The organism is Streptomyces sp. SP18CS02 (genome assembly GCF_036322365.1).
Classification (GTDB): Bacteria; Actinomycetota; Actinomycetes; order Streptomycetales; family Streptomycetaceae; genus Streptomyces.
Genome location: NZ_JAQYXC010000294.1, coordinates 190,237 through 215,518 on the forward strand (window position 1 = coordinate 190,237; position 25,282 = coordinate 215,518).

The 25,282-nt window shown below is 73.1% G+C and carries 22 protein-coding genes; 8 read left to right on the forward strand and 14 right to left on the reverse strand.

Features of this window, described 5'->3' with window-relative positions; translation table 11 throughout:
* Window positions 1-10: 10 nt before the first annotated feature.
* From PUR26_RS25225 to PUR26_RS25245, 5 genes are all read right to left on the reverse strand, one after another.
* Window positions 11-745 (reverse strand): ABC transporter ATP-binding protein, encoded by a 735-nt coding sequence (locus tag PUR26_RS25225; RefSeq protein ID WP_329875314.1) that lies wholly within the window; start codon window positions 743-745, stop codon window positions 11-13.
* Window positions 742-1,326 (reverse strand): hypothetical protein, encoded by a 585-nt coding sequence (locus PUR26_RS25230; RefSeq protein WP_329875316.1) that lies wholly within the window; start codon window positions 1,324-1,326, stop codon window positions 742-744. The genes PUR26_RS25225 and PUR26_RS25230 overlap by 4 nt, the downstream gene beginning before the upstream one ends.
* Window positions 1,323-2,471, reverse strand: coding sequence for a hypothetical protein (locus PUR26_RS25235; protein ID WP_329875318.1), 1,149 nt, complete (start codon window positions 2,469-2,471; stop codon window positions 1,323-1,325). The genes PUR26_RS25230 and PUR26_RS25235 overlap by 4 nt, the downstream gene beginning before the upstream one ends.
* 265 nt (window positions 2,472-2,736) lie before the next feature.
* On the reverse strand, window positions 2,737-3,171 hold the full coding sequence (locus PUR26_RS25240) for a hypothetical protein (RefSeq protein WP_329875320.1): 435 nt from the start codon (window positions 3,169-3,171) through the stop codon (window positions 2,737-2,739).
* A 391-nt stretch (window positions 3,172-3,562) separates the two neighbouring features.
* Window positions 3,563-4,252: a GDSL-type esterase/lipase family protein gene (locus PUR26_RS25245; RefSeq protein ID WP_329875322.1), complete on the reverse strand. Its 690-nt coding sequence runs from the start codon at window positions 4,250-4,252 to the stop codon at window positions 3,563-3,565.
* A gap of 59 nt (window positions 4,253-4,311) precedes the next feature.
* On the opposite strand from PUR26_RS25245, the gene PUR26_RS25250 reads away from it, so the two are divergent.
* Window positions 4,312-5,310, forward strand: a complete 999-nt coding sequence (locus PUR26_RS25250; RefSeq protein WP_329875324.1) for a WD40 repeat domain-containing protein — start codon at window positions 4,312-4,314, stop codon at window positions 5,308-5,310.
* A gap of 128 nt (window positions 5,311-5,438) precedes the next feature.
* Here PUR26_RS25250 and PUR26_RS25255 read toward each other — a convergent pair whose 3' ends face one another.
* Window positions 5,439-6,197, reverse strand: a complete 759-nt coding sequence (locus PUR26_RS25255) for a TetR/AcrR family transcriptional regulator (RefSeq protein WP_329875326.1) — start codon at window positions 6,195-6,197, stop codon at window positions 5,439-5,441.
* Between the two features lie 97 nt (window positions 6,198-6,294).
* On the opposite strand from PUR26_RS25255, the gene PUR26_RS25260 reads away from it, so the two are divergent.
* Complete coding sequence (locus PUR26_RS25260; protein ID WP_329875328.1) at window positions 6,295-7,242, forward strand: ATP-binding cassette domain-containing protein; 948 nt, start codon at window positions 6,295-6,297, stop codon at window positions 7,240-7,242.
* Window positions 7,239-8,114 carry an ABC transporter permease gene (locus tag PUR26_RS25265; protein WP_329875331.1) on the forward strand — a complete coding sequence of 292 codons (876 nt, stop codon included), beginning with the start codon at window positions 7,239-7,241 and terminating at the stop codon, window positions 8,112-8,114. Before PUR26_RS25260 ends, PUR26_RS25265 begins: the two co-directional genes overlap by 4 nt.
* Window positions 8,115-8,240: 126 nt before the next feature.
* Here PUR26_RS25265 and PUR26_RS25270 read toward each other — a convergent pair whose 3' ends face one another.
* From PUR26_RS25270 to PUR26_RS25305, 8 genes are all read right to left on the reverse strand, one after another.
* Entirely contained in the window at window positions 8,241-8,900 is a 660-nt protein-coding gene (locus PUR26_RS25270) for a DUF4360 domain-containing protein (RefSeq protein WP_329875333.1), read from the reverse strand.
* Between the two features lie 471 nt (window positions 8,901-9,371).
* On the reverse strand, window positions 9,372-10,490 hold the full coding sequence (gene serC, locus PUR26_RS25275; RefSeq protein ID WP_329875335.1) for a phosphoserine transaminase: 1,119 nt from the start codon (window positions 10,488-10,490) through the stop codon (window positions 9,372-9,374).
* Window positions 10,491-10,597: 107 nt separating this feature from the next.
* A complete protein-coding gene (locus PUR26_RS25280) occupies window positions 10,598-11,878 on the reverse strand; it encodes a cytochrome P450 family protein (RefSeq protein WP_329875337.1) in 1,281 nt (426 codons plus the stop codon).
* A complete protein-coding gene (locus PUR26_RS25285) occupies window positions 11,875-13,092 on the reverse strand; it encodes a cytochrome P450 (RefSeq protein ID WP_329875339.1) in 1,218 nt (405 codons plus the stop codon). Before PUR26_RS25285 ends, PUR26_RS25280 begins: the two co-directional genes overlap by 4 nt.
* Window positions 13,089-13,679: a GTP-binding protein gene (locus tag PUR26_RS25290; RefSeq protein WP_329875341.1), complete on the reverse strand. Its 591-nt coding sequence runs from the start codon at window positions 13,677-13,679 to the stop codon at window positions 13,089-13,091. The genes PUR26_RS25285 and PUR26_RS25290 overlap by 4 nt, the downstream gene beginning before the upstream one ends.
* Complete coding sequence (locus PUR26_RS25295) at window positions 13,660-14,061, reverse strand: DUF742 domain-containing protein (RefSeq protein ID WP_329875343.1); 402 nt, start codon at window positions 14,059-14,061, stop codon at window positions 13,660-13,662. The genes PUR26_RS25290 and PUR26_RS25295 overlap by 20 nt, the downstream gene beginning before the upstream one ends.
* Window positions 14,058-14,462 carry a roadblock/LC7 domain-containing protein gene (locus tag PUR26_RS25300; protein ID WP_329875345.1) on the reverse strand — a complete coding sequence of 135 codons (405 nt, stop codon included), beginning with the start codon at window positions 14,460-14,462 and terminating at the stop codon, window positions 14,058-14,060. Before PUR26_RS25300 ends, PUR26_RS25295 begins: the two co-directional genes overlap by 4 nt.
* Window positions 14,459-16,090 carry a sensor histidine kinase gene (locus PUR26_RS25305; protein ID WP_443077175.1) on the reverse strand — a complete coding sequence of 544 codons (1,632 nt, stop codon included), beginning with the start codon at window positions 16,088-16,090 and terminating at the stop codon, window positions 14,459-14,461. Before PUR26_RS25305 ends, PUR26_RS25300 begins: the two co-directional genes overlap by 4 nt.
* 509 nt (window positions 16,091-16,599) lie before the next feature.
* On the opposite strand from PUR26_RS25305, the gene PUR26_RS25310 reads away from it, so the two are divergent.
* The 5 genes from PUR26_RS25310 to PUR26_RS25330 all read left to right on the forward strand — a co-directional run bounded on the left by PUR26_RS25310 (window position 16,600) and on the right by PUR26_RS25330 (window position 25,281).
* The gene (locus PUR26_RS25310) at window positions 16,600-19,767 is read left to right on the forward strand and encodes an FAD-binding and (Fe-S)-binding domain-containing protein (protein ID WP_329875355.1); all 3,168 of its coding nucleotides are present in this window, start codon (window positions 16,600-16,602) and stop codon (window positions 19,765-19,767) included.
* A 193-nt stretch (window positions 19,768-19,960) separates the two neighbouring features.
* Window positions 19,961-20,896, forward strand: a complete 936-nt coding sequence (locus PUR26_RS25315) for an EamA family transporter (protein ID WP_329875358.1) — start codon at window positions 19,961-19,963, stop codon at window positions 20,894-20,896.
* 191 nt (window positions 20,897-21,087) lie between these two features.
* Window positions 21,088-21,879 carry a TIGR03084 family metal-binding protein gene (locus tag PUR26_RS25320; protein WP_329875361.1) on the forward strand — a complete coding sequence of 264 codons (792 nt, stop codon included), beginning with the start codon at window positions 21,088-21,090 and terminating at the stop codon, window positions 21,877-21,879.
* Entirely contained in the window at window positions 21,879-23,561 is a 1,683-nt protein-coding gene (locus PUR26_RS25325; protein WP_329875363.1) for an acyclic terpene utilization AtuA family protein, read from the forward strand. The genes PUR26_RS25320 and PUR26_RS25325 overlap by 1 nt, the downstream gene beginning before the upstream one ends.
* 121 nt (window positions 23,562-23,682) lie before the next feature.
* Window positions 23,683-25,281 (forward strand): acyl-CoA carboxylase subunit beta, encoded by a 1,599-nt coding sequence (locus tag PUR26_RS25330; RefSeq protein ID WP_329875365.1) that lies wholly within the window; start codon window positions 23,683-23,685, stop codon window positions 25,279-25,281.
* The last annotated feature ends 1 nt before the right edge of the window (window position 25,282 follow it).

The window sequence follows — 25,282 nt, forward strand, 5'->3', positions numbered from 1 at the left end:
CGGGCGCGGACTACGCGCTCAGCCCGAGCAGCCGGGTGTAGGCGGCTTCGGCGGCTCGGCCCGGAACGACGCCCTCGGGCGCGTGGGCGAGGAAGGACGCGACGTCGCCGGTCTGCCGGATGCGGCCGTCGACCAGGACCGTGACGTGGTCGGCGTCCTCGGCGAGGTCGGCCACGTCGTGCGTCGACATGAGGACCCTGACGTCCTCGGTGAGGGAGGTCAGCATGTCCCGGAACACCCGCCGCTGATGCGGGTCCATTCCCGCGGTCGGCTCGTCGAGAAGCATGACCCGGGCATCGTGCACGAGAGCGGCGGCCACACCCACCCGTCGCAACTGGCCGCCGGAGAGCTGCGTCGTCTTCGCGTCGGCGTGGCTGGAGAGCTCCACGCGGCGCAGGCAGTCGATCGCCCGGTCCCACGCGTCGCGCCGGTTCATCCCCTTGAGCCAGCCGACGTAGGAGACGTACTCCCGGCTGGTGAGAGAGGCGGCGGGGGTGACGTTCTGCGGCATCCAGGAGACCGAGCCGCGGTATGCCTTGTCCGGGGCGCTGAGGTCGCCCAGGGTGACCTTCCCCGAGGTGGGCCGTATGACCGAGGCGCCGATTTTCAGGAGGGTCGACTTTCCGGCCCCGTTGGGTCCGAGAAGGATGGTGAGACCTGCGGGCAGCCGGTAGTCGAGGTCCCGCAGGACCGGTGTCCGCCGACGGCGGTAGGCGTAGGTGCAGGAGTCGAATTCAAGGGTCATGTCAGGCTCCTCGGGGGACGGAACAGGGTGGCGGCACCGGCCAGGAACACCAGTACCGACGCCAGGGCCGCGGGCCAGGCGTCAGCCGGTTCACGAACGACGGTCCACGCGTACGGCCGGCCGCCCCGGCCGGCGCCGAGGAGAATCGCGAGCATCAGCCAGGCCACGGGCGCCATGACCGCGCGACGTCCGGCGAAGGCCCGGAGGCAGAGCATCAGCCCGACCAGGAACGCAGAGTTCCTGCCTATGGCGGCGGCGTCGGGGTGGTCCGCCGGCCACGCCAGGACCAGTCCGCAGAGGACGGCGAACAGGGTGACGGCCACCGTCAGCAGAGCGTCGAGCGCGCGAACGCCCCGGACCCCGGATGTCTCGGGACCGTCGAGCCGCGCGGAGAGCATCTCCATCAGCCCCACCGTGAGGGGGATCGGGGCGAACGACGTCAGTGCTACCGCGCTTCCGCCTCCCAGCAGCGACGGCATGAGGACGACTCCGTCGCGGACGAGCAGCGTGAACGCGAGGAACGCGACCAGGGTCCAGGGAAGAATCCTGTGGACACGACGGACCTTGAGCCACCAGGTCATGGGCGAGGACCGGCCTTCTGGCAGCCCGACACCAGGCTGTCCTGGAACCATTCGGCCTGTTCCGCCTCGGGCATCGCGCCGACGCGGGAAAGCTCGCCCTCCAGCCGGCGCTGCGACCGGGCGTCGGGGAGAGGGCCGACCATGCGCTGATAGGCGGGCTCCTCGTGGGTGACCCGCGCCACCCATCCCTGCACCACGAGTCCTGTCATCGGATCCGGCCGGCGGCAGGGGAAGCGCACGGTGGCGAGCGCCGTCTGGTAGCGGTGGTCCTGCTTCGTCGACAGGGCGGCCAGCGGCAGATGCCAGGTCGTGTCCGTGGACTTCGGAGAGAAACGGCCGCTCTGCATGCTGTCCAGCACCACCTCGGGCCGGTGGGCGACGCCGACGGCGTTGAAATCCCTCAGTACCGAGACCACGTCGCTCCGCACGTCCGGCAAGCGATCCGCGGCGATCTCGGGTACGCAGACCTTCGGTTCCTCGCCCAGGCACCGTTCGGGCGCGGCCCGGGTCGCCAGGGGCGGGTTGTAGTTCCACGTGTGGGCGACGGCCCAGGAGCCGCCCGCGGCGCAGACCACGGCCAGGCAGGCGAGCGCCGCACGGACGAGACGCTGCCGCAGGGGAAGCCACAGCAGCCACAGCCCCACCGCGATTCCGCCCGTGAGCAGAATGTGCGGCGCGAGGGACAGCAGGGTGGCCCGCTCGCCGAACATCAGCGTCGTCGGGAACTGCCCCAGCACATGCCGCACCCACATGGTGTCGACCGTCCATGAGTACGCGACGACCACCCAGACGAGAACCATCATCACGGGTGCGGCGATCATGGGGGAGACGCGCAGACCGACGCCGAACCCGATGCTCGCGTGCGCCATGCAGAGAACCATGGCCATCAGCAGGGGCAGCAGACTGCCGGGGGTCGGAGCCGTCGTGGTCTGGACGAGAGCCACCGTCACGGGCAGGAGCAGCATCAGCCAGGTCAGCACGACCACGGGCGCGAGGGCAGCCGCGGCGATCCGGAAGCGGGACCGCTGGGGAGCGATGTTCCACAGATCGGCCTTGCGCAGCCGCCCGCTCTCCCATACGCCGAGTCCGGAAGCGAAGGCGTAGGCGAAGGCGTACTGGGTCTCGATGGCCTGGGAGACGACCATAGGGGCGTAATGCAGACTGCCGTCGATCGAAACGGCGGAATAGTAAATGAGCGTGAGTATGAGCACGAAGGGCAGGGCCCATAGTGCACTGCTGACCCGGAATCGCGTAAAGAAGTTCACCAGTTGATTCTTTCGGGAGCGTGGCCGGCGAGTGTACGCGACGTCGAATTCCGCCGCCGCTCCTCTGACTCCATGGGGTGGTGTTTCACCTCGGTCCGGCAGGACGCCGAAGAGTGCGCGGCGTCCTGCCGGACGGATTCAGTGCTTAGTCAGCGGCCGTCGTGTCGACGTGGGCCCGCTGAACCAGCACCTTGTCCGTGCCGATGTAATTCCCGTTCGTGGCGAGGACGTCCCAGTAGTAGCTCCCCTTGGGCAGGTCGTGCCATTCGCCCATGCTGTTCGAGGTCGAAGAGCTGAAACAGGCGGTGAACTTCTTGTCGTCGTACGACGGGTCGGGCTGCAGGCTCTTGTCCTGGCGGTACTCGACGGTGATGCTGGGGTTCGCCGAAGCGGTGCTGCACCCCTTGAACCACAGCTGCGAATACTGCTCGTCCGACCAGCGCGTCGACTCCCACCCGGGCACCATCGTCCACTTGCCGTCCGGCGGGGCGGCGCCGAATGCGACTCCGGCCGAAGCGGCCAGAAGCAGCGCGGCACCGCTGGCGACCGCGAACGTACGCTTTCTTTGAGTGCGCTTCATGCGTGGGTCCCTCCCGTTGCCCCCGTATTTCGACAACGCCGGGTTGTCGAACAGGGGTTCTTTTATGGCACGAGAAAGTTAACCAAGCTGCAGCAGTGCGTCAACCATTTTTGGTCAGGGGGACGGGATTGGGGAGGGGTGGGCTCCGGTGGCAGCAATAATGGAAACGGATGAAATTCCTGGCTATTGCCACCCAAAGCGGATCATGACTTGATGATCTTGAAACCGTGACGCCCGCAGGGAATGGAGCATTCCGTTCCGGCGTGGCGTCCGTAAAAAGGGATACGTGCTTTCACCGGGACGGGTATAAAGCAGGATATAAAGCCGATAAAGCCTCGCCGCGCCGTCGTCAGGGGGAGGCGGCCGAGGTGCGGCGGCACGGTGCCGTCCGCTACCGCGTGGCTCCGGCGTACGGCGTGCCCACGTCCCATGCCTGGTGCATCGCGTCCGCGAAGGTCGCCGCCAGCTTGTGCTCACCCGACGGGCCCGGGTGGGTGCCGTCGTAGGTGTCGCTGTGGATGTCGTACGTCCGTGGCGGCGACGCCAGCAGGAGCGGGGAGCCCGGCTCGTCGAGATCGGCGACCGTCTTGGCGAGCAGCTCGTTGAAGCGGGCGCACTCGGTCGCGAAGGGGGCGTCGTTCGCGGCCCGCACGTTCGGGATGACGGGGAGCAGGACCGTGTGGACCCGCGGGTTCGCCGCGCGGGCCTCCTCGATGAAGGCGCGGGCGTTGGCGGCGGTCTGCGCGCTGTTCGTGTAGAAGCCGAGGTCGATCAGGCCGAGGGAGACCAGCAGGACGTCGGCCTTGGAGGAGGCGACCGCCTCGCGGATCAGGGGCGCCATATGGAGCCATCCCTCACCCCAGCCGGCCAGGTGCTTGCGCGCCTTCTCGGGGAAGGCCGGGTCGGCGTAGTCGTGCGAGAGCGGGGCCGCCGCGACCGTGTCGTACAGCTCGGTCCGGGGGCCGACTATCCGGTACGGGCCGCCGAAGGACGCGTTGAGGTGCTGCCACATCCGGTAGCGCCAGGTGAAGTCGCCGGCGCGTCCGATGGTCATGGAGTCGCCGACGAACATGAAACGCATGGGCGCCATCATCCCCGACCGCGCCCGGGAAGCGCGATGTGACCATGGACACTGGGGGCATGGCATCGTTGCGTACGACTGTGGGTGCGGCCCTGGCCGCGGTGTTCCTCGCCGCTGCTCCGGCGGGCGCCGCCGAGGACCGCGGATTCACGATCGAGGACCCGAGGATCACCGAGTCCAGCGGCCTGGCCGCCAGCCGTGCGCACCCCGGCGTCTACTGGACGCACAACGACCAGGACGAGCCGCGCGTGTTCGCGGTCGACTCGAAGACCGGCCGGACGGTGGCGACGGTCACGCTGCGCGGAGTGGGCAAGCCCCGTGACATGGAGGCGATCTCCGTGGGCGCCGACGGCGACGTCTACGTCGGGGACATCGGCGACAACCTCGACGGGTCGTGGGACCACGTCTGGATCTACCGGTTCCGCGAGCCGGACAAGCTCCGCGACCAGACGGTCGACGCGACGCAGTACACGGTGAGATACGCGGACGGGCCGCGCAACGCCGAGGCGCTGATGGTGCATCCCAGGACGGGCCGGGTGTACATCGCGTCGAAGAACGAGGAGGGCGGCGGGCTGTACGAGGGGCCCGCGCGGCTCTCCACGGGTGGGGCGAACGTCTTCCGCCGGATCGCCGAGGTGCCGTGGGTGACGGACGGGGCGTTCTCGCCGGACGGCACCCGGCTCGTGCTGCGCAGCTACTTCAGCGCACGGGCGTACGCGTGGAAGGACGGCAGGCCGGGCGCCGACGAGCGGGTGAGCGTGCCGCTCCAGGGGCAGTCCGAGTCGGTCACCTACACGCTGGACGGGTCGGCGATGCTGTTCGGCTCCGAGGGCAGGCAGAGCGGTGTGGTGAGCGTCGCGGTGGAAGGGGCGCCCGAGGGCGGCGGGGACGAGGAGGGTACGACCAGCTCCGGTGTCGGCGCCGACGGACGCGCGAGCGGGGGGGCCGGGGAGAAGGCGGGGCCGGGCGACTCGGGGAGCTTCGCGCTCGGCGCGCTCGTGCTGGCGGGGGCGGTCGGGCTGGTGATGGGGCTCAAGCGGCTGCTGCGACGCGGCTGAACCGGCGGCGCGGCGCGGACGGGCCGGGGGTCCGGAGGGCCGCGCGGGGCTGAGGGCCCGACAGGCCGGAGCACCGGGCGGGGCTGAGGGCCCGTCAGGCCGGAGCACCGGACGGGGCTGAGGGCCCGTCAGGCCCGTTGCCGGCGCTCCACCAGGGATTCCAGGCCGTCCAGCAGGCAGCGCAGACCGAATTCGAAGTGGTCGAAGTCGACCGAGAAGGCGTCCTCGGACAGGGCGGCCATCAGCGGGAAGTCGCCGCTGGTCATGGCCCGGGAGAGGACCGGTTCCTGGCTCTTCCAGAAGTCCTCGTCGCTGACGCCCGTCTCCTTCGCGGCCTCGACCGTCTGGATCTCCATGCGCGCGATGCCGGTGGCGAAGCTCTGGACGGAGATCATCACCGAGATGGTCTCGGGGTCGCTCAGGCCCATGCCCCGCAGGCCCCGCAGGGCGTACTCCAGGCCGCGCACGGCGCTGGGGCCCAGGACCGTACGGGCCTGGTTGACCTTCAGGAGCCAGGGGTGGCGCCGGTAGAGGGCGAGGTGCGACCGGGCCATCGCGTCGGCGGCGGCGCGCCACTCGGTGGGGGGCGGCTCCGGTGAGTCGAGCGGCGCGCCCTGGACGCGGTCGAGCATCAGGTCGAGCAGTTCGGCCTTGCCGGGGACATAGCGGTACAGCGACATCGTGCCGACGCCCAGTTCGGTGGAGAGGCGGCGCATCGAGACGGCGTCCATGCCCTCCGCGTCGGCGACCTCGATGGCCGTGGTGACGATCCGGTCCAGGGTCAGGCCGCGCTTGGGGCCACGACCGGGACGTTCGCCGGTGCCCCAGAGGAGGTCGAGGCTGCGCGTGATGTCGCCGCTGCCGGTCGTCGTCTCGCTGCTGGTCATGGCGCCAGATTAAACCTTGTCCCGAAAATCCCCGGACAAAAACTGAGTACGGTGTACGCTCTGTTGGGTACGGTGTACTCAGTTGTGGGAGGGCGGCATGGAGACATACGCGGTACGGGCCGAGGGGCTGGAGAAGAGGTACGGCGAGAAGCACGCCCTGGACGGCTTCGACCTGGCCGTACGGCAGGGCACCGTCCACGGCCTGCTCGGCCCCAACGGCGCGGGCAAGACCACCGCCGTGCGCGTACTCGCCACGCTGCTGCGGTTCGACGGCGGGCGCGCCGAGGTCGCCGGGGTCGACGTGGCGCGCGAGCCCCGGCGCGTACGGGGGCTCATCGGGCTCACCGGCCAGTACGCCGCCGTGGACGAGGTGCTGACGGGGCGGCAGAACCTGGAGATGTTCGGCCGGCTGTTCCACCTGGGCGCCCGGCGCGCGGCGGCACGCGCCGGGGAGCTGCTGGAGCGGTTCGGGCTGGGCGAGGCCGCCGACCGGGGTGTCGAGGGCTACAGCGGCGGGATGCGGCGGCGGCTGGACCTGGCCGCGTCGATGATCCTGGCGCCCCGGGTGCTCTTCCTGGACGAGCCGACGACCGGACTGGACCCGCGGGGGCGCAGTGAGGTGTGGGACGCGGTGCGGGACCTGGTCGCGGGCGGCACCACCGTGCTGCTGACGACCCAGTACCTCGACGAGGCCGACAAGCTGGCCTCCCGCGTCACGGTCATCGACCGGGGCCGGGCCATCGCCGAGGACACCCCCGACGCGCTGAAGAGCCGGGTCGGCGGGGACCGCATCGAGGTCGTGGCCGCCGACCCGGGAGACCTGCCGAGGGTCGCCGAGGCCGTCGCCCGGGTCTGCGCGGGCCGGCCGCGCGTGGACGAGGCCGAGCGGCGCGTCCACGCCCCGGTCGCCGACCGGGTCGCGGCGCTCACCGAGGTCGTCGGAGTCCTCCAGGACGAGGGTGTGCAGGTCGAGGACATCGGCCTGCGCCGGCCCAGCCTCGATGACGTCTTCCTGCGCCTGACCGGAGAGGGGGTGGCGGCATGAGCGCGCCGGTTCTGGGCGGGATCGAGGAGGCCGGGCCGGTCGGGGCCGGGCCGGTCGAGACGGGGAGCGGGCACGGACGGGCCTACTGGGCGGTGGTCGACTGCTGGAACGTCGTACGCCGCTCCCTGACGCACTACGGGCGCAAGCCCGTCTACATCGCCTGGCAGCTGGGCTTCCCGATCGTCTCCGTCCTGCTGTACGGCTATGTCTTCGGCGGCGCGATGCGGCCGCCGGGCGGCGGCGGGGCGGCGGACTACCGCGACTACCTGATGCCGGGCATGTTCGTGATGACCATGGCCTTCGGGTTCATGAACACCGCGACGACGGTCGTCACCGACGTCCGCAAGGGTGTCATCGACCGGTTCCGGTCCATGCCCATGGCGCCGTCGGCCGTGGTCACCGGCCGGGGGGTGACGGACCTGATCATCGCCTGCGCGGAGCTCGCCATCCTGGCCGCGACGGCGTTCGCCATGGGCTGGCGGGCGGACGGCGGAGTGGCGGCGACGCTGGGCGCCTTCGCGCTGCTGCTGCTTCTGCGGTTCTCGCTGATCTGGGCGGGGATCTGGCTGGGGCTGCTGCTCCCGGACCCGGACGCGGCCGGCAGCCTGTTCGCCGTCGCCTTCCCGCTCACCATGATCTCCAGCGTCTTCGTGGCACCCGCCTCGATGCCGGGCTGGCTGGGCACGATCGCGGCCTGGAACCCGATCTCCTCGACGGCCTCGGCGGCGCGCGAGCTGTTCGGCAACCCGGTGGGCGGTGACGGGAGCTGGATCCAGGAGAACGCGCTGCTGATGGCGGCCGTCTGGCCGGTGCTGCTCACGGTGCTGTTCCTGCCGCCCGCGGTGCGGCGGTTCCAGCGGTTGAGCCGCTGATCCCCCGATGTGACGGGGACGCGCGGAACGGGGGGAGGGTGGGCCCGCGGAGGGGGGGAGCGGGCCCACCCGGTCAGGGGCCGGCGCCGGCCGTCACGGCGGCGCCGGCGGCACCGTCCGCCGTGGCTACGCCGGGCACTCCTTCCAGGCGAGCCGGTAGATGGTCTTGATGTCGCCGTCCGTCGAGTCCATGGCGATGAAGCTGTTGGTCTTTTTCGGGTCCGAGGTGCCCGCGTTGACCCGCAGCTCGGTGTTGATGTTGAAGTGCCGCTTCACGCCGCAGGGCGCCCAGACCAGCTGGCCCCAGTCGGTCTCGTCGGTGGCCTGCCAGTTGTTGTCGTAGGGCCCGCTGTAGGGGTGGGACCTGCTCGCCGTGTCGGGGGAGCCCTGGAAGTAGTAGGACGCCTTCTGGACGGCGTTGGCGCCGGACTCCAGGTGGGCGTAGCCGCGGTAGTCGGCGCTGGCGACCGCGTAGGTGAAGCCGCCGGGGACGTGCACGATCAGGCTGAGCTGGCAGTTCTTGCGGAAGTCGGTCGGCTTCGAGCCCACGCCGACCTGGGCCAGGTAGTCGCTGTAGGTGACGGTGAAGGCCGTGTTGTCGGGGGAGACGGCGATGGCCGCCGTGCCCTGGGGACAGCCGGATCCGTTGACCGTCGCGATCTCGATGACGATCTTGTCGGGTGGAGCGACGATGCCGCGGGTCGTGACCGCGGACGCGGGGTTCGCCAGCAGGGCCGAGGCGAGGACCGTCGCGGCCGCGCCGGCGGCGAGCAGGGGTCTGGACATGGTGCTCCGATCGGTTGTCGGCAGACGTGGGGGGTCCAACCGAAAACGACATGGACATGTCAAACGTTCAAGCGGTTCCGGCGGTGTTCGGGGACGCGGTCGCGTCCCGGGGTGCCGGATCGCCACGCCGTGGCCGTCAGGTCCCGCCCGGCCCGCCCTTCAGGCGGACGTCGCCGCCTTCCGGGCACTCCCACGGATGGTAGAAACCAATGCCGGTGCCGGATAGAGCGGTTATCGGCCGCACATCCGGCCATGGGAACGGCGGGCCCGGGGCTCGTCCACGCCGGGCGCCCGGACCCGCGCCGGGCTCCCCCGGCGGGTGCGGACCCGCCGCCTGGACCCGCGCCCGGCGCCCTCGGCGGGTACGGACCCGGTCCGCGCGCCGGTCCGCGTACGCCGAGGGGCCCGGCCGCCTCACGCGGTCCGGGCCCCTCGTACGTCGTTCGCCACCCGTCCGGGCCGGCTTGAAGGTCAGAGCTTCTCGATCACATAGTCGACGCACGCCGTCAGCGCCTCGACGTCCGCCGGGTCGATCGCCGGGAACATCGCCACCCGCAGCTGGTTGCGGCCCAGCTTGCGGTACGGCTCGGTGTCCACGATGCCGTTGGCGCGCAGCACCTTGGCGACCGCGGCGGCGTCGACCTCGTCCGAGAAGTCGATCGTGCCGATGACCTGCGAACGCTTCGCCGGGTCGGTGACGAACGGCGACGCGTGCTTGGACTCCTCCGCCCAGCCGTACAGGGCACGCGCGGAGGTGGCGGTGCGGCGCACCGACCAGTCCAGGCCACCCTGGCCGTTCAGCCACTTCAGCTGCTCGTTCAGCAGGAAGAGGGTGGACAGCGCCGGGGTGTTGTACGTCTGGTTCTTCAGCGAGTTGTCGATCGCCGTCGGCAGCGAGAAGAACTCCGGGATGTGACGGCCGGACGCGTGGATCCGGGCCGCGCGCTCCAGCGCCGCGGGCGAGAACACGCCGATCCACAGACCGCCGTCGGAGGCGAACGACTTCTGGGGCGCGAAGTAGTAGACGTCCGTCTCGGCGATGTCGACCGGCAGGCCGCCCGCGCCGGACGTCGCGTCCACCAGGACGAGCGAGCCCTCGTCGGCGCCCGCCACCCGGGCGATCGGGGCGGCGACACCGGTGGAGGTCTCGTTGTGCGTGAAGGCGTACACGTCGACGCCCTCCTCGGCCTTCGGCTCCGGGTGCGTACCCGGGTCGGAGGAGATCACGCTCGGCTCGGCCAGCCACGGGGCCAGCTTCGACGCCTTCGCGAACTTGGAGGAGAACTCACCGAAGGTGAGGTGCTGCGACCTGGACTCGATGAGCCCGTGCGTCGCGATGTCCCAGAAGGCGGTGGAACCGCCGTTGCCCAGGATCACCTCATAGCCCTCGGGGAGGGAGAACAGGTCGCGTACGCCCGCGCGCACCTCGCCGACCAGGTTCTTGACCGGGGCCTGGCGGTGGGACGTACCGAGGAGGGAGGTGCCGGTGGCGGCCAGGGCGTCCAGCGCCTCCGTACGCACCTTGGAGGGGCCCGCGCCGAAACGGCCGTCGGCGGGCTTGATGTCAGCGGGAATCCGGATCTCAGCCACGGCTGGGAGCCTAGTCCCTCCCGACGGCGGCCGAAGCCCCTGTCCGTCGGGTGAGACGTCGGCTCCGAGGCACGGGACGGCAGGGGCCGGCGGACCGGCCCCCGCCCTCAGCCCAGACGAACCGGCAGGTCGAAGAGGTCGTTCTGGGTCACGACCGGCTTGTTGCGCAGCTCCGAGGCGGGCACCGCCAGGGTCAGCGCCGGGAAGCGCTCGTAGAGCGCGGGCAGCGCCACACCCGCCTCCAGCCGCGACAGCGCCGCACCCGGGCAGACGTGCGGCCCGTGGCCGAAGGCGATGTGCCGGTTGGGGGAGCGGGTGATGTCGAAGTCGCCCGCCGTCGGACCGTGCTGCTCCTCGTCCCGGCCGATCGCGGCGTACGACACGATCAGCGCCTCGCCGCCGGGCAGGACCTTGTCGCCGACCGCCACGTCCTCGGTCGCGAAGCGGATCAGTACGTGCGAGGTGGGCGTCGACCAGCGCAGGGTCTCCTCGACGACCGCGTCCCAGCTCTGCTCGCCCGAGCGGACCAGTTCCAGCTGATCGGGGTGGGTGGACAGGTTGACCACGGCGTTGACGATCAGCGAGATCGTGGTCTCGTGCCCGGCCGCCACCATCAGCTGGAGCGTCGAGACGATCTCCTCGTCGGTGAGGTGGTCGCCGTTCTCCGATGCCTGGATCAGGGCGCTGGTCAGGTCGTCGCCCGGCTCGGCGCGGCGGGCCGCCACGACCTCGCCCATCATCCGCGCCAGCTCGCCGAGGGTCGCCACGACCTCGTGCGGCGGGGTCTGGGTGGAGAAGAACTTGTCGAACAGGACCTTCAGGCGCGGGTGGTCGGCCGGGTCGATGCCCATCAGGTCGCTGATCACGTACATGGGCAGCGGATAGGCGAAGGCGGCCTTGAGGTCCACCACGGGCCCGCCCGCCGGGCCCGTTCCCCCGGCCCCGTCGGCGGCGGTGGCCGCGAGGCCGTCCAGCAGTCCCCGCGTCAGCTCGCTGATGCGCTCCCGCATCCGCTCCACCCGGCGCGGCGTCAGCGCCTGGGCGACCAGGGCGCGCATCCGGCGGTGGTCCTCGCCGTCCACGGTCAGCATCGAGCGGCCCGGGTTGACCAGGCCGATCAGCGGCCAGTCCGCCGGGATCTCGCCGCGCCGCCAGGCGCCCCACACCTCGATGTCCTTCACCAGGCGCGGGTCGGTCAGCAGCTTGCGGGCCTCCGCGTGGCGCGTGACCGCCCACACCCGTACGCCGCCCGGCAGTTCGACCCGGGCGAGCGGGCCGGCCGCGCGCAGCCGGGCGCTCTCGCCGTCGAGGTCGCCCACGAAGGGGTCGAGGACGATCGGCGCGTCGGCGTCGGCGCGCACACCCGCCGTCGTGTCCGTGCTGGTCATGCGGAGCCTCCCAGGGCGGGGGTAGGAGTGAACGTCACGGGCAGTTCCGTCAGACCGCGCAGCCAGGGCGACGGGCGGCGGGTCAGCGACTCGGCCGGTACGGCCAGATCGATGTCGGGCAGCCGGTCGAGGAGCACCTCGATCGCCGTGCGGGCGATCACCTCGGCGATCTCCTGCGCCGGGAAGGGACAGCGGTGGTCGCCGTGGCCGAAGGAGAAGAAGGCGCTGTTGCCGCCGGTGAGGGCCGCGTTGTCGATGTGCACCTGCGGATCGGCGTTGGCCGCGGCCAGACCGAGCAGCAGCATGTCGCCGGCCTTGATGTGGCGGCCGCCCAGGTGGGTGTCGCGCGACGCCCAGCGGCCCGCCACGTTCTGGGTGGGCGTGTCCGCCCACAGCACCTCGTTCATCGCCTCGGCGACGCTGTGCCGGCCGCCGGAGAGCGAGGCCGCGAACCGGTCGTCGGTCAGCATCAGCCGCAGCGAGTTGCCGATCCAGTCGGCGGTCGGCTGGTGGCCGGCCGCCATCATCACCATCAGGTCCTGCGCGATCTCCTCGGCCGTGAAGCCGGACGGGTCGGCCAGCATCCGGGACACCACGTCCTCGCCCGGCTCCTCCTGCCGGGCGGCGAGCAGCGCGGCCATCGCCCCGGCCAGGTGCTGCTGCCCCGCCAGCGCGCGCTCCCGGCCGTCGATCATGTCGTTGAGGGCGGTCACCAGCTCCGGGCCCTGTTCGTCGGGCACGCCGTAGATCTTCACCAGGACGCGGACGGGCAGCAGCGTGGCGTACCGGGCGACGATGTCCGTCGAACCCTCGCCGCAGAAGGCGTCGATGAGGGCGTCCGCGTACTGCTCGGCGTACCGGCGCAGGGCGAAGGGGTCGACGGATTCGAGGGCGTCGCCGATCATCGCGGCGCGCTGGCGGTGGCGCTCGCCGACCGTGTAGAGGATCGACGGCTGCTTGCGGCCGATCATCGGCAGCAGCGGCCAGTCGTCGGGTATGCGGTCCCACTCGTTCCACAGGCCGGAATCGCGGCTGAAGAGCACCGGATCGCTGGTGACCTGGTGCAGCTCGCGGTAGTCCAGCACCAGCCAGGCCGGGACGTCCCCGTCGAGCGCGACGGGCGCGACGGCTCCGTGATCGCGCCGCAGCTCCCGGTACAGCTCGGCGGGTTCGGTCTGGAACCGTGGCCCGGACAGGGGCACGCGGGCGGTCATCTGGGCTCCCGGAGAAGGGTCTGGAGATGCTCGACGAGGGTGATCAGCACGTACTTGCTGGAGGACCGGTCGCGGGCGTCGCACTCGACCATCGGCACGTGGTCGGCGAGGTCGAGCGCCTCGCGGATCTGCTGCTCGGTGTGGACCGGGCCGCCGAAGTCGTTGCAGGCGACGATGAACGGCGTGCCGTGGTGCTCCAGGCGGTCGATCGCGTACCAGGAGTCGGCGAGCCGGCGGGTGTCGACCAGGACGACGGCGCCCAGGGTGCCGGAGAACAGCCGGTCCCACAGGAACCAGAAGCGTTCCTGGCCGGGGGCGCCGAAGAGGTACAGGACGTTGTGGTCGTCCAGGGTGATGCGGCCGAAGTCGAACGCCACGGTGGTGGACGTCTTCGAGCCGATCTCGGTGATGTCGTCGACGGCCTCGCCCGCCCGGGTCATCGTCTCCTCGGTGTTGAGGGGACGGATCTCGCTGACGGAGCGGACCAGGGTGGTCTTGCCGACACCGAAGCCACCGACGACGACGATCTTGAGACCGTTGTCGACGGTGCTGCGCAACGGGGTTCGTTCAGAGGTTGCGGAGTCCAACGAGCACCTGCTCCAGGATGTCGGGGTCGGGAAGGCGGTAGGCGGTGTCCGGGGCCTGGCCGGAGGCGGTGCGGGCCATACGCGGGTGGCGGGCGCTGATCCGGCCCGTACCGAGCAGGTCGGAGAGGAGGATGCGCACGATGCTCACCGGCAGGCCCAGTTCGGCGGCGACCTCGACGACGGCGGTGGGCCGTCGGCACATCCGCAGGATCGCGACGTGCTCGGACTGCATGCCGGGCGTCGGCTCGGATTCGGTGACGACCAGGGTCACCAGGTCGAACGGCGTGTCCGAGCCGGAGCGGGAGCGTCCCCCCGTGACGGTGTAGAGCCGGTCGGGGGACTCGTCCCGGATGCTCCGCACGCCGTTCGCCGGGGTGCTCACGAGGTCCGGGGCTCGGCGCTGAGGTACTCGCCGAGCTGTTCGACGAGCTCGCTCATGTTGTGGCCCACCAGGCCGACGTCGGAGTCCTCGGCGGCGACGACCGCGAGATGCGCGCCGTCCCCGGCCTCCACGATGAGCAGGACGCCGCCGTAGAACTCGGCCATCGCCGACCGCACGCCGCCGGACCCGTCTCCGAACTCGATGGACGCCCCGTGGGACAGGCTCTGGATGCCCGCCGCGATGGCGGCCAGCTGGTCGGCCTGGTCGACGGAGAGTTCGGGGGTGCGGCACAGCTTGAGGCCGTCCCGGGACAGGACGAGCGCGTGGCGTGCGCCGGGGGTGCGCTGGAGCAGGTTCTCCAGCAGCCAGTTGAGCTTTTCGTCGGTGGTGGTGCCGGTCATCGGGGGGTGCCTTCCGTGGTGTTGCGTACCGCTTGGCGGAAGCTGCTGAAACGGGCCGCCCGGGCCTGGGGGTCGACGGGGGCGGCTTCGGGGGCGGGCGCGGGAGTGCCCTGGGGGTGGGCGGCGGCGAGGGTCTGGCCGCGGCGGCGCCTGGGCAGGGTGACGCCGTCGGTGGTCGTGCCGGTGGTGTCGCCGCTTCCGGCGGTGCCGGTGGTGGAGCTCTCGGTGCCGGTGCTGGTGCTGGTGCCGGTGCTGGTGTTGCTCGCGCTGTCGGCGGCGTCGGTCACGGCGTCGGTGGCGTCGGCGTCGGTGGCCGGCCGGGGGCGGGGCAGGGCCCGGTCCACCGGTGCCTTCGGTCCCGCTTCGAGCGCCGGCCGTGGCGTGCGCGGCGCCTCGTCGGCCGCCGGGGCGTGGTCCACCGGGCGGGTGCGGCTGATCAGCTCCTGCGGGATCATCATCAGCGCGCCGGTGCCGCCCCGGGCGGAGGGCCGGAACGAGACGGTCAGGCCGTGCTTGCGGGCGAGGCGCCCGACCACGGCGAGACCCAGCCGGGTGCCGGAGAGGGAGGCCAGTTCGGCGTGGTCGGCGCTGACGGCCTGCTCGGCGCGGCGCAGCTGCACGTCGCTCATCACCAGTCCGCTGTCCTCGACGGTGACGACGAGCCCGGCCGGGACCTCCTCGACGTACACGTGCACCTCGGCGGTGGGCGGCGAGAAGTTCGCCGCGTTGTCGAGCAGTTCGGCCAGGGCGTGCATGACGCCCTCGGCGGCGTGGCCGGCGATGGCGGCGTCGCTGGTGGTGTGGAGCCGTACGCGCTGATAGCCGCCGATACGGCCCATGGCGCCGCGCAGGATGGACTCCATGACGATCGGCCTGGCCCAGCGGCGGCCGGAGCGGGCTCCGGTGAGGATCGCGATGGAGTCGGCGAGACGGCCCGCCTGGGCGGTGCGGTGGTCGAGGTGGAGCAGGTCGGTGAGGACGTCCTCGTCGGTGTGCCGGTGCTCCATCGCGCGCAGGTCGGCGAGCATGCTGGTGGCCAGGGCCTGCATGCGCCCGGCGGCGTTGGCGCAGGCGGCCACGGCGGCGGCCCGGCCGGTCTCGCTGCGCGCGGCCGCGGCGCGGGCCCGCTCGGCCTCCTGGCGGGCGGCCGCGGTCTCCCGCCCGGCCCTGGCCTCGGCCTCGGCGATGGCCTCGGCGGCCCTGCCGTGGGCCTCGGCGACGGCGAGGTCGGCCTGTTCCCGCGCCTCGGCGACGGCCCGCTCGGCCTGTTCCCGGGCTTCGGTGACGGCCCGCTCGGCCCGTTCCCGGGCCTCCGCGGTGACCCGCTGGGCCTTGGCCCGGGCTTCGGCGGTGGTACGGGCCGCCTCGTCGGCGGCCCGGGTGGCCTCGGCGCGGGCCTCGGCCACGGCGCGGGCGGCCTCACCGGCGCGGTGCGCGGCGTCGGCGGTGAGCCTGGCGTTGCGCTCGCGCAGCCGGCGGACGTTCTGGAGGGCGTGCACGGCGGTGCTGACCGCGGCGGTCAGCACCACGGCGGCCGCGGCCGAACCCCAGGCCAGCGGGGCCCGTACGGAGTCGGGAGCGACGGCCACCGCCCCCACGCACAGGAGACCGGCGACGGCCGCCGTCATCAGCAGGACCGGCGCGACCGGCCGGAGGGAGGGGCGCAAATCTTCAGTCCTCGGAGGCGAGAGGGGCAACTGGAGTCGTCAATTCCCAAACAATTCGGGGTCACTATAGGAGAGTTGACGTTCACTTTGGGAAGTTCTTGTGGGTTTTCTTGCAGAGAATGCACGCCCAGGGCCTTCTGCCGGTCCGCCGGACTCCCTCCCGCACCGTGCGCGGGCGCTGCCTGCGGCTCCGTGCCCCGGAATCGGTGCCGGGCTCCCGCTCGCGCCGACGGGGCGCCGGCCCGGCCGCCGCGCGGTGCGGAGGAGTGGATTCCGTGGGCTCGGAGCCGGTACGGGGATGTGGATTCCGTGGCTCGGGGCCTGGCGCGGAGGAGCGGATTCCGTGACTCGGAACTCGGCACGGCGGAGTGGATTCCGTGGCCCCGGACTCGGCGCGGGGGAGTGGATTCCATGGCTCGGGAACCACCCGGTCGCCCCCGATCGCGCGGCGCAAGGCCCACCATGGCTGCATGGGTGAGCGGACGCGACGGCAGACGACGACAGGCATCGAGCGGGCGCTGAGGGACGGCGTGCGGGGTGAGGTCGACTTCGGGGTGGCGGCGCGGGCGCTGCACACCATGGACGCCTCCAACTACCGCAGGGTGCCGCTCGGTGTCGTCGCCCCGAAGGACGCGGCCGACGTGGCCGCGGCGCTGGAGGCGTGCCGCGCGCACGGGGTGCCGGTCGTGGCGCGCGGGGCGGGGACGTCGATCGCCGGGCAGGCCACCGGCACCGGAGTCGTACTGGACTTCACCCGCCACATGCGCGCCGTCGTGGCCGTCGACCCGGCGGCCCGCACGGCCGTGGTCCAGCCCGGGGTGGTGCTGGACGAGCTGCGGGCCGCCGCCGGGGCGCACGGGCTGACCTTCGGCCCCGACCCCTCGACGCACAGCCGCTGCACGCTCGGCGGGATGATCGGCAACAACTCCTGCGGGTCGCACTCGGTGGCGTGGGGGACGACCGCCGACAACGTCCGGGAGCTGTCGGTCCTCACCTACGGCGGCGAACCGCTGCGGCTGGGGCAGGACGGGCAGGGGGCGCCGGAGGGCCTGAGGGAGCTGGTCGGGCGGAACCTGGCGGTCATCCGGACCGGCTTCCCCGAGGGCCTGCCCCGCCGCATCTCCGGTTACGCCCTCGACGCCCTCCTCCCCGAGCGCGGCACCGACCTGGCCCGCGCCTTCTGCGGCAGCGAGGGCACCCTCGGCGTCCTGACCGAGGCGACCGTACGCCTGGTGGAGTCGCCGCCCGCCCGCGCGCTGGCCGTCCTCGGGTACGCCGACGAGAGCGCGGCGGCCGACGCGGCGGCCGGCCTGCTGCCGTACCGCCCGCTCACCGTCGAGGGCATGGCCGAGGACCTCGTCCGCGACCCGGCCGCCCGTGCCGCGCTGCCCCGGGGCGGCGCCTGGCTCTTCGCCGAGACCGGCGGCGCCACCCCGGCCGAGGCGGCCGCCCGTGCCGCCGGGCTGCTGCGCGCCGCCGACGCCCTGGACGGCGCGGTGATCACCGACCCGGCCGCCCGCCGGGCCCTGTGGCGGGTGCGCGAGGACGCCGCCGGGACCGCCACCCGCACCGTCGACGGGGCCGAGGCGTGGCCCGGCTGGGAGGACTGCGCGGTGCCGCCCGCACGGCTCGGCGCCTATCTGCGCGACTTCCGCGCCCTGCTCGCCGGACACGGTCTGCGCGGCACGCCGTACGGGCACTTCGGGGACGGCTGCATCCACGTCCGCGTCGACTTCGACCTGATCGAGCCCGAAGGGGTGCGCCGCTTCCGCCGGTTCTCCGAGGAGGCGGCCGACCTCGTCGTCGCGCACGGCGGCTCCCTGTCCGGCGAACACGGCGACGGGCAGGCCCGGGCGGAACTGCTGCCGAAGATGTACGGGAGCGAACTCGTCGGGCTCTTCGGGCGGTTCAAGGACCTGTGGGATCCGGAGGGCGGTCTGAACCCGGGCATGCTGGCCCGCCCGGACCGTCTCGACGAGAACCTGCGCTTCGAGGTCCTGCCGCGCGAGCGCGTCGACGTCGCCTTCGGCTACCCGCACGACGGCGGCGACTTCACCGCCGCCGTACGGCGCTGCGTGGGTGTGGCCAAGTGCCGGGTGGCCGGGCCCGGTACGGGCGCGGGGGTGATGTGCCCGTCCTTCCGGGCCACCGGCGAGGAGGAGCACTCCACGCGCGGCCGCGCCCGGCTGCTGCACGAGATGCTGGCCGGCGAAGTGGTCACCGACGGCTGGCGGTCGACCGAGGTGCGCGACGCCCTCGACCTGTGCCTGTCCTGCAAGGGCTGCCGCAGCGACTGCCCGGTCGGCGTCGACATGGCCACGTACAAGGCGGAGTTCCTGCACCACCACTACGAGGGCCGGATGCGCCCCGCCGCCCACTACGCGATGGGCCGGCTGCCCCGCTGGCTGCGGCTGGCCGCGCCCTTCGCCCGGCCGCTGAACGCGGCGGCCCGGCTGCGGCCGCTGGCGGCCCTGGCCAAGCGCGCGGGCGGGATCGCGCCGGAGCGCGAGATCCCGGAACTGGCACCGGAGACGTTCACCCGCTGGTTCCGCAGCCGACGGGCCGGGGGGCCCGGGGACGGGGCAGGAGCGGCGGGAGCCGGAAACCAGGCATCAGGGTCCCGGATGACCGGGGCCGGTGGTCAGGCGCCCGGGGCCTCGGCGACCGGGGCCGGTGGTCAGGCGTCAGGGGCCTCGGTGACCGGGGCCGGTGGTCAGGCGTCAGGGGCCTCGGTGACCGGGGCCGGTGGTCAGGCGTCAGGGGCCTCGGTGCCCGGGGCCGGTGGTCAGGCGTCAGGGGCCTCGGCGACCGGGGCCGGTGGCCAGGCGCCCGGGGCCTCGGCGACCGGGGCCGGGGACGGGGCAGAAGGGGCGGGAGCCGCTGGTCAGGTGCCCGGGGCCGGTGGTCCGGACGTGTTCCTGTGGCCGGACACCTTCACCGACCACCTCACCCCTTCCGTCGGGCGGGCGGCCGTGGAGGTCCTGGAGGCCGCCGGTCTGCGGGTGGACCTGCCGCCCGGGGGCGGGACGCGGGCGCGCACGCCGTCCGGGCGGCTGTGCTGCGGTCTGACCTATGTGTCCACCGGCCAGCTCGACCACGCCCGTGCCGTGATGCGCCGCACCCTGGACGTGCTGGGTCCCGCCCTGGGGCGGCCGCTGGTGGTCCTGGAGCCGAGCTGCGCCGCCGCCCTGAGGACCGACCTGCCCGAGCTGCTGTCCGGGGATCCGCGCGCCCGGGTGCTGGCGGATTCCGTACGGACCTTCGCGCAGGCGCTGGAGGAGTTCGCCCCCGGGTGGCAGCCGCCCCGTCTGGACCGTCCGGTCGCCGGGCAGACCCACTGCCACCAGCACGCGGTGCTCGGTGACGCGGCCGAGCGCCGGCTGCGCGGGCGCGCGGGGCTGACCGGCGAGCTGAGCGGCGGCTGCTGCGGACTGGCCGGGAACTTCGGCTTCGAGCGCGGTCACTACGAGGTGTCGGTGGCGTGCGCGGAGGACCGGCTGCTGCCCGCCGTCCGTGCGGCGGGGGAGGAGGCCGAACTGCTGGCCGACGGCTTCTCCTGCCGTACGCAGCTGCACCAGCTGGCCGGGCGCCGCGCCCGGCACCTGGCGGAGGTGCTGGCGGAGGGGCTCAGGAAGTGAGGCCGGCGGGCCGCGTCTGCCCTCCGCGCAGGGCGTCCGGCGCGGGGTTTCCCGCGCGGCGCGTCCGCGCGGGCGCCGCTTACGGTGGAGAGGCGCCCCTGTCCGGTGACCGTCCCCTCCGGAGGGGACCGAGGGGTGCAGTATGTTTCACTGGTAGTCCAACAGGATGAACTGCCTTGAGAGGGGCTCCCCGGTGAACGACGCCCGTACCGCAGACACCTCGGCCGTCGCGCTGCCGGAGGCCGCCGCCGCGCATCCGGCCGGCCCGGTACGGCGCCGAGGGACGCTCGGGCCCGTCGCCCTGGTGGTGGCCGGCGGGCTGTCGGTGCAGTTCGGTTCGGCGGTCGCCGTACTGCTGATGCCCCGGGCCGGGGCGCTCGGCGTGGTCACCCTGCGCCTGCTGCTCGCCGCCGCCGTGCTGCTGGTGGTGTGCCGGCCGAAGCTGCGCGGGCACTCGCGGGCCGACTGGGGGACGGTCGTCGCCTTCGGCATCGCCATGGCCGGGATGAACATCCTCTTCTACCAGGCCGCGTCCCGTATCCCGCTGGGCGCCGCCGTCACGCTGGAGGTGCTCGGCCCGCTCGCCCTCTCGGTGATCGCCTCGCGCCGGCTGGTGAACGTCGTCTGGGCCGGGCTCGCCCTGTGCGGCGTGGTGATGCTCAGCGGCGGGGGGTTCGACCGGCTGGATCCGCTGGGGGCGGTGTTCGCCCTGTCGGCGGGTGTGATGTGGGCGACGTACATCGTCTTCAGCGCCCGCACCGGACGGCGCTTCCCGCAGGCCGACGGGCTCGCCCTGGCCATGGTGGTCGGCGCGGTGGTGAGCCTGCCCCTGGGCGTCGTGGAGGCCGGGTCGAAGCTGCTGGTGCCGTCGACCGTCGGGCTGGGCCTGGCGGTCGCGCTGATGTCGTCGGTCCTGCCGTACACGCTCGAACTGCTCGCCCTGCGGCGGCTGCCCGCGCCCACCTTCGCGGTGCTGATGAGTCTTGAGCCGGCGATAGCGGCCGGGGCCGGATTCCTCGTGCTGCACCAGGCCCTCTCGCTCGTCGACGCGCTCGCGATCGCGCTGGTCATCGCGGCGAGCATGGGCGCCGTGCGCTCCCAGATGGCCAAGAGCGCGCCGCAGGGCTGAGGCGGGCGGCGGCGCGAGGCACCGGGACGCGTGGCCCGGGCCGGGGCGGGCGGCGGTGCGAGGCACCGGGACGCGTGCCGCGGGGCTGAGGCGGCGGCGCCGGGAAAAAGTAAAGCAAGCATGCTTGATTGTTTCTTTGGGCGCTGCCATGCTCCGGGACGACCGCAGTCGTGTCCCGGAGGGAGCGCACCGTGTCCGACGCCCACGCCGCCGTGCTGGACGACCTGAGCGACGAGAGCGCAGAGCTCGACCGTCTCGTCGGCGGGCTGAAACCGGAGGGCTGGGCCACCCCGACGCCCGCGCCCCGCTGGACCGTCGCCCACCAGATCGCGCACCTCGCGTGGACGGACCGGGCCGCGCTGCTCGCCGTCACGGACGCGGACGCCTTCGCGGCGGAGACGGCCAGGGCCCTCGCCGCCCCCGGCACCTTCGTCGACGAGGGCGCCGAGGCCGGCGCGGCCGGGCCGCCCGGTGAGCTGCTCGCCCGCTGGCGCGACGGCCGCGAACGCCTCGGCCGCGCCCTGCGCGCGGCTCCGGCCGGCGCCCGCTTCCCCTGGTACGGGCCGCCCATGAGCGCCCTGTCCATGGCGACCGCCCGGCTGATGGAGACCTGGGCGCACGGCCAGGACGTGGCCGACGCGCTGGGAGCCGTACGCACCCCGACCGCCCGGCTGCGCCACGTCGCCTGGATCGGGCTGAGGGCCCGGGACTACGCCTACGCGGTGCGCGGGCTCCCGGCGCCGGCGGAACCCTTCCGGGTCGAGCTGACCGCGCCCGACGGCTCCCGGTGGGCCTACGGCCCCGAGGACGCCGCCCAGCGGATCACCGGCCCCGCCCTCGACTTCTGTCTGCTGGTGACGCAGCGGGCGCACCGCGACGACCTGGCGCTGCGGGCGGTGGGCGCCGACGCCGACCACTGGCTGGGGATCGCCCAGGCGTTCGCCGGACCGGCCGGCCCCGGCCGCGCCCCCGTGGGGGCCTGATGCGCCGGCCTCTGCGCATCGCGAACGCCTCCGGCTTCTACGGCGACCGGTTCGACGCCGTGCGCGAGATGCTGACCGGTGGCGGGCTCGACGTACTGACCGGCGACTACCTGGCCGAGCTCACCCTGCTGATCCTCGGCCGCGACCGGCTGAAGGACCCCCGGCTCGGGTACGCCAAGACCTTCCTGCGGCAGATGGAGGAGGGCCTCGGGCTGGCCCACGAGCGCGGCGTGCGGATCGTGACAAACGCGGGCGGACTCAACCCCGCCGGCCTCGCCGACGCGCTGCGGGAGCTCGCCGCCCGGCTGGGCGTGCCGGTGCGCGTCGCCCATGTCGAGGGCGACCAGCTGCCGGTGCGGGACGGGGCGCTGACGGCCAACGCGTACCTCGGCGGAGGAGGCATCACGGCCTGTCTGCGCGGCGGCGCCGATGTGGTGGTGACCGGCCGGGTCACGGACGCGGCGCTGGTCAGCGGGCCCGCCGCCTGGTGGTTCGGCTGGGGTCCCGAGGAGTACGACCGGCTGGCGGGGGCGGTGGTGGCCGGGCACGTCCTGGAGTGCGGGACGCAGGCGACCGGCGGCAACTACGCCTTCTTCGGGGAGCACGACGTACGGCGGCCCGGCTTCCCGCTCGCCGAACTGCGCGACGACGGCTCCTGTGTGATCACCAAGCAGGACGGCACGGGCGGTGTGGTGGACATCGGGACGGTCACCGCCCAGCTGCTGTACGAGACGGCGGGCGCGCGGTACGCGGGGCCGGACGTGACGGCCCGGCTGGACACCGTGGCCCTGGCCCAGGAGGGGCCGGACCGGGTGCGGATCACCGGCGTACGCGGCGAGGCGCCGCCGCCGACGCTCAAGGCCGGGCTGAACCGGCTGGGCGGCTGGCGCAACGAGGTCGTGTTCGTCCTGACCGGGCTCGGCGTCGAGGAGAAGGCGGCGCTGGTGCGCGAGCAGGTGGAGGACGCGTTCGGGCGGAACGGCTCACGCCCCGCCGAGGTGCGGTGGGAACTGGCCCGCACCGACCGGCCCGACGCGGACACCGAGGAGACGGCGAGCGCGCTGCTGCGGCTGGTGGTGCGCGACGCGGACCCGGACCTGGTGGGGCGGACGGTGAGCGGCGCGGCCATCGAGCTGGCGCTCGGCAGCTACCCGGGCTTCCACGTCACCGCGCCGCCCGGGAAGGGCTCCCCGTACGGGGTGTTCGAGGCGCGGTACGTCGACCGGGACGCGGTCACGCACGTCGCCGTACTGCCGGACGGGCAGCGCGTCCCGGTCGGCGACCCGGTACGGACCCGGCCCCTGGAGGCCGTCCCCGAGCCGGCGCCGCCACCGCCCCTCCCGGCGGGCCCGGTGCGCCGGGCGCCGCTCGGGCTGGTGGCCGGGGCGCGCAGCGGCGACAAGGGCGGCGACGCCAACGTGGGCGTCTGGGCCCGGACGGACGACGGCTGGCGCTGGCTGGTCCACGCACTGACCGTCGACCGGTTCCGCCGGCTGGTTCCCGAGGCCGACGGGCTGGAGGTGCACCGCCACCAGCTGCCCGCCCTGCGCGCGCTCAACTTCACCGTCGCCGGGCTCCTCGGCGAGGGCGTCGCCGCGCAGGCGCGCTTCGACCCCCAGGCCAAGGCGCTCGGCGAATGGCTCCGCTCCCGCCACCTCGACATCCCGGAGGTGCTGCTGTGACGCTCCTGGCCCGCCGCCCCGGAGGTCCCGTCGTGACCTGGCCGGCCGCCCCGGCCCGGCGTCCCCGAGGAGCCGTGGCGGTCCCGCCCGCCCCCGCCCCCGACATCCCGGAGGTCCTCCTGTGACCGTGCTCGCCTCGGCCCTCGACACCACGGGCCCCGACTTCGACGGCCACCGCGCGTCCATGCTCGCCCGGCTCGCCGAGCTCGACACCGAACACGCCAAGGCCCTGGCGGGCGGCGGCGAGAAGTACGTGGCCCGGCACCGGTCGCGCGGCAAGCTCCTCGCCCGCGAGCGCATCGAGCTGCTCCTGGACCCCGACAGCCCGTTCCTGGAGCTGTCGCCGCTCGCCGCCTGGGGCAGCGACTACCCCATCGGCGCGTCCATCGTCACCGGCATCGGGGTCGTCGAGGGCGTGGAATGCCTGATCACCGCCAACGACCCGACCGTCAGGGGCGGCGCCTCCAACCCGTGGACGCTGAAGAAGGCGCTGCGCGCCAACGAGATCGCGTACGCCAACCGGCTGCCCTGCGTCGCGCTGGTGGAGTCCGGGGGCGCCGACCTGCCGTCGCAGAAGGAGATCTTCATCCCGGGCGGCGCGCTGTTCCGCGACATCACCCGGCTGTCGGCGGCCGGCATCCCCACCATCGCGGTCGTCTTCGGCAACTCGACGGCCGGAGGCGCGTACGTGCCCGGCATGTCCGACCACACGATCATGATCAAGGAACGGTCGAAGGTCTTCCTCGGCGGACCTCCGCTGGTGAAGATGGCCACGGGGGAGGAGAGCGACGACGAGTCGCTGGGCGGCGCCGAGATGCACGCCCGTACCTCAGGGCTCGCCGACCACTACGCCGTCGACGAGGCGGACGCGCTGCGCCAGGCGCGGCGGATCGTCGCCCGCCTCAACCACCGCAAGGCGCACCCCGATCCGTCCTCGGCCGAGCCGCCCCTGTACGACCCGCAGGAGCTGCTCGGCATCGTCCCGGGCGACCTGAGGACGCCCTTCGACCCGCGCGAGGTCATCGCCCGGATCGTCGACGGTTCGGACTTCGACGAGTTCAAGCCCCTGTACGGGACGAGCCTGGTGACCGGCTGGGCCGCGCTGCACGGCTACCCGGTCGGCATCCTCGCCAACGCCCAGGGCGTGCTGTTCTCCGCCGAGTCGCAGAAGGCGGCGCAGTTCATCCAGCTCGCCAACCAGCGCGACATCCCGCTGCTCTTCCTGCACAACACCACCGGCTACATGGTCGGCAAGGAGTACGAACAGGGCGGGATCATCAAGCACGGCGCCATGATGATCAACGCGGTGTCGAACAGCAGGGTCCCGCACCTGTCCGTCCTCATGGGCGCGTCCTACGGCGCCGGCCACTACGGCATGTGCGGGCGGGCCTACGACCCCCGCTTCCTCTTCGCCTGGCCCAGCGCCAAGTCCGCCGTCATGGGCCCCCAGCAGCTCGCCGGGGTGCTGTCGATCGTCGCCCGCGCCTCCGCCGCCGCCAAGGGGCAGCCCTACGACGACGAGGGCGACGCCGCCCTGCGCGCCATGGTGGAGCAGCAGATCGAGTCCGAGTCCCTGCCGATGTTCCTGTCCGGACGGCTGTACGACGACGGGGTCATCGACCCCCGCGACACCCGGACCGTCCTGGGCATGTGCCTGTCGGCGATCCACACCGCCCCCGTCGAAGGCGCGCGCGGCGGCTTCGGCGTCTTCCGGATGTGAG

Excerpts from the sequence above, each read along its gene's own strand:
- PUR26_RS25225 (WP_329875314.1), bottom strand. The coding sequence starts at position 745 with ATGACCCTTGAATTCGACTCCTGCACCTACGCCTACCGCCGTCGGCGG.
- PUR26_RS25230 (WP_329875316.1), bottom strand. The coding sequence starts at position 1,326 with ATGACCTGGTGGCTCAAGGTCCGTCGTGTCCACAGGATTCTTCCCTGG.
- PUR26_RS25235 (WP_329875318.1), bottom strand. The coding sequence starts at position 2,471 with ATGGTCGTCTCCCAGGCCATCGAGACCCAGTACGCCTTCGCCTACGCC.
- PUR26_RS25240 (WP_329875320.1), bottom strand. The coding sequence starts at position 3,171 with ATGAAGCGCACTCAAAGAAAGCGTACGTTCGCGGTCGCCAGCGGTGCC.
- PUR26_RS25245 (WP_329875322.1), bottom strand. The coding sequence starts at position 4,252 with ATGCGTTTCATGTTCGTCGGCGACTCCATGACCATCGGACGCGCCGGC.
- PUR26_RS25250 (WP_329875324.1), top strand. The coding sequence starts at position 4,312 with ATGGCATCGTTGCGTACGACTGTGGGTGCGGCCCTGGCCGCGGTGTTC.
- PUR26_RS25255 (WP_329875326.1), bottom strand. The coding sequence starts at position 6,197 with ATGACCAGCAGCGAGACGACGACCGGCAGCGGCGACATCACGCGCAGC.
- PUR26_RS25260 (WP_329875328.1), top strand. The coding sequence starts at position 6,295 with ATGGAGACATACGCGGTACGGGCCGAGGGGCTGGAGAAGAGGTACGGC.
- PUR26_RS25265 (WP_329875331.1), top strand. The coding sequence starts at position 7,239 with ATGAGCGCGCCGGTTCTGGGCGGGATCGAGGAGGCCGGGCCGGTCGGG.
- PUR26_RS25270 (WP_329875333.1), bottom strand. The coding sequence starts at position 8,900 with ATGTCCAGACCCCTGCTCGCCGCCGGCGCGGCCGCGACGGTCCTCGCC.
- PUR26_RS25280 (WP_329875337.1), bottom strand. The coding sequence starts at position 11,878 with ATGACCAGCACGGACACGACGGCGGGTGTGCGCGCCGACGCCGACGCG.
- PUR26_RS25285 (WP_329875339.1), bottom strand. The coding sequence starts at position 13,092 with ATGACCGCCCGCGTGCCCCTGTCCGGGCCACGGTTCCAGACCGAACCC.
- PUR26_RS25300 (WP_329875345.1), bottom strand. The coding sequence starts at position 14,462 with ATGACCGGCACCACCACCGACGAAAAGCTCAACTGGCTGCTGGAGAAC.
- PUR26_RS25305 (WP_443077175.1), bottom strand. The coding sequence starts at position 16,090 with ATGACGGCGGCCGTCGCCGGTCTCCTGTGCGTGGGGGCGGTGGCCGTC.
- PUR26_RS25310 (WP_329875355.1), top strand. The coding sequence starts at position 16,600 with ATGGGTGAGCGGACGCGACGGCAGACGACGACAGGCATCGAGCGGGCG.
- PUR26_RS25325 (WP_329875363.1), top strand. The coding sequence starts at position 21,879 with ATGCGCCGGCCTCTGCGCATCGCGAACGCCTCCGGCTTCTACGGCGAC.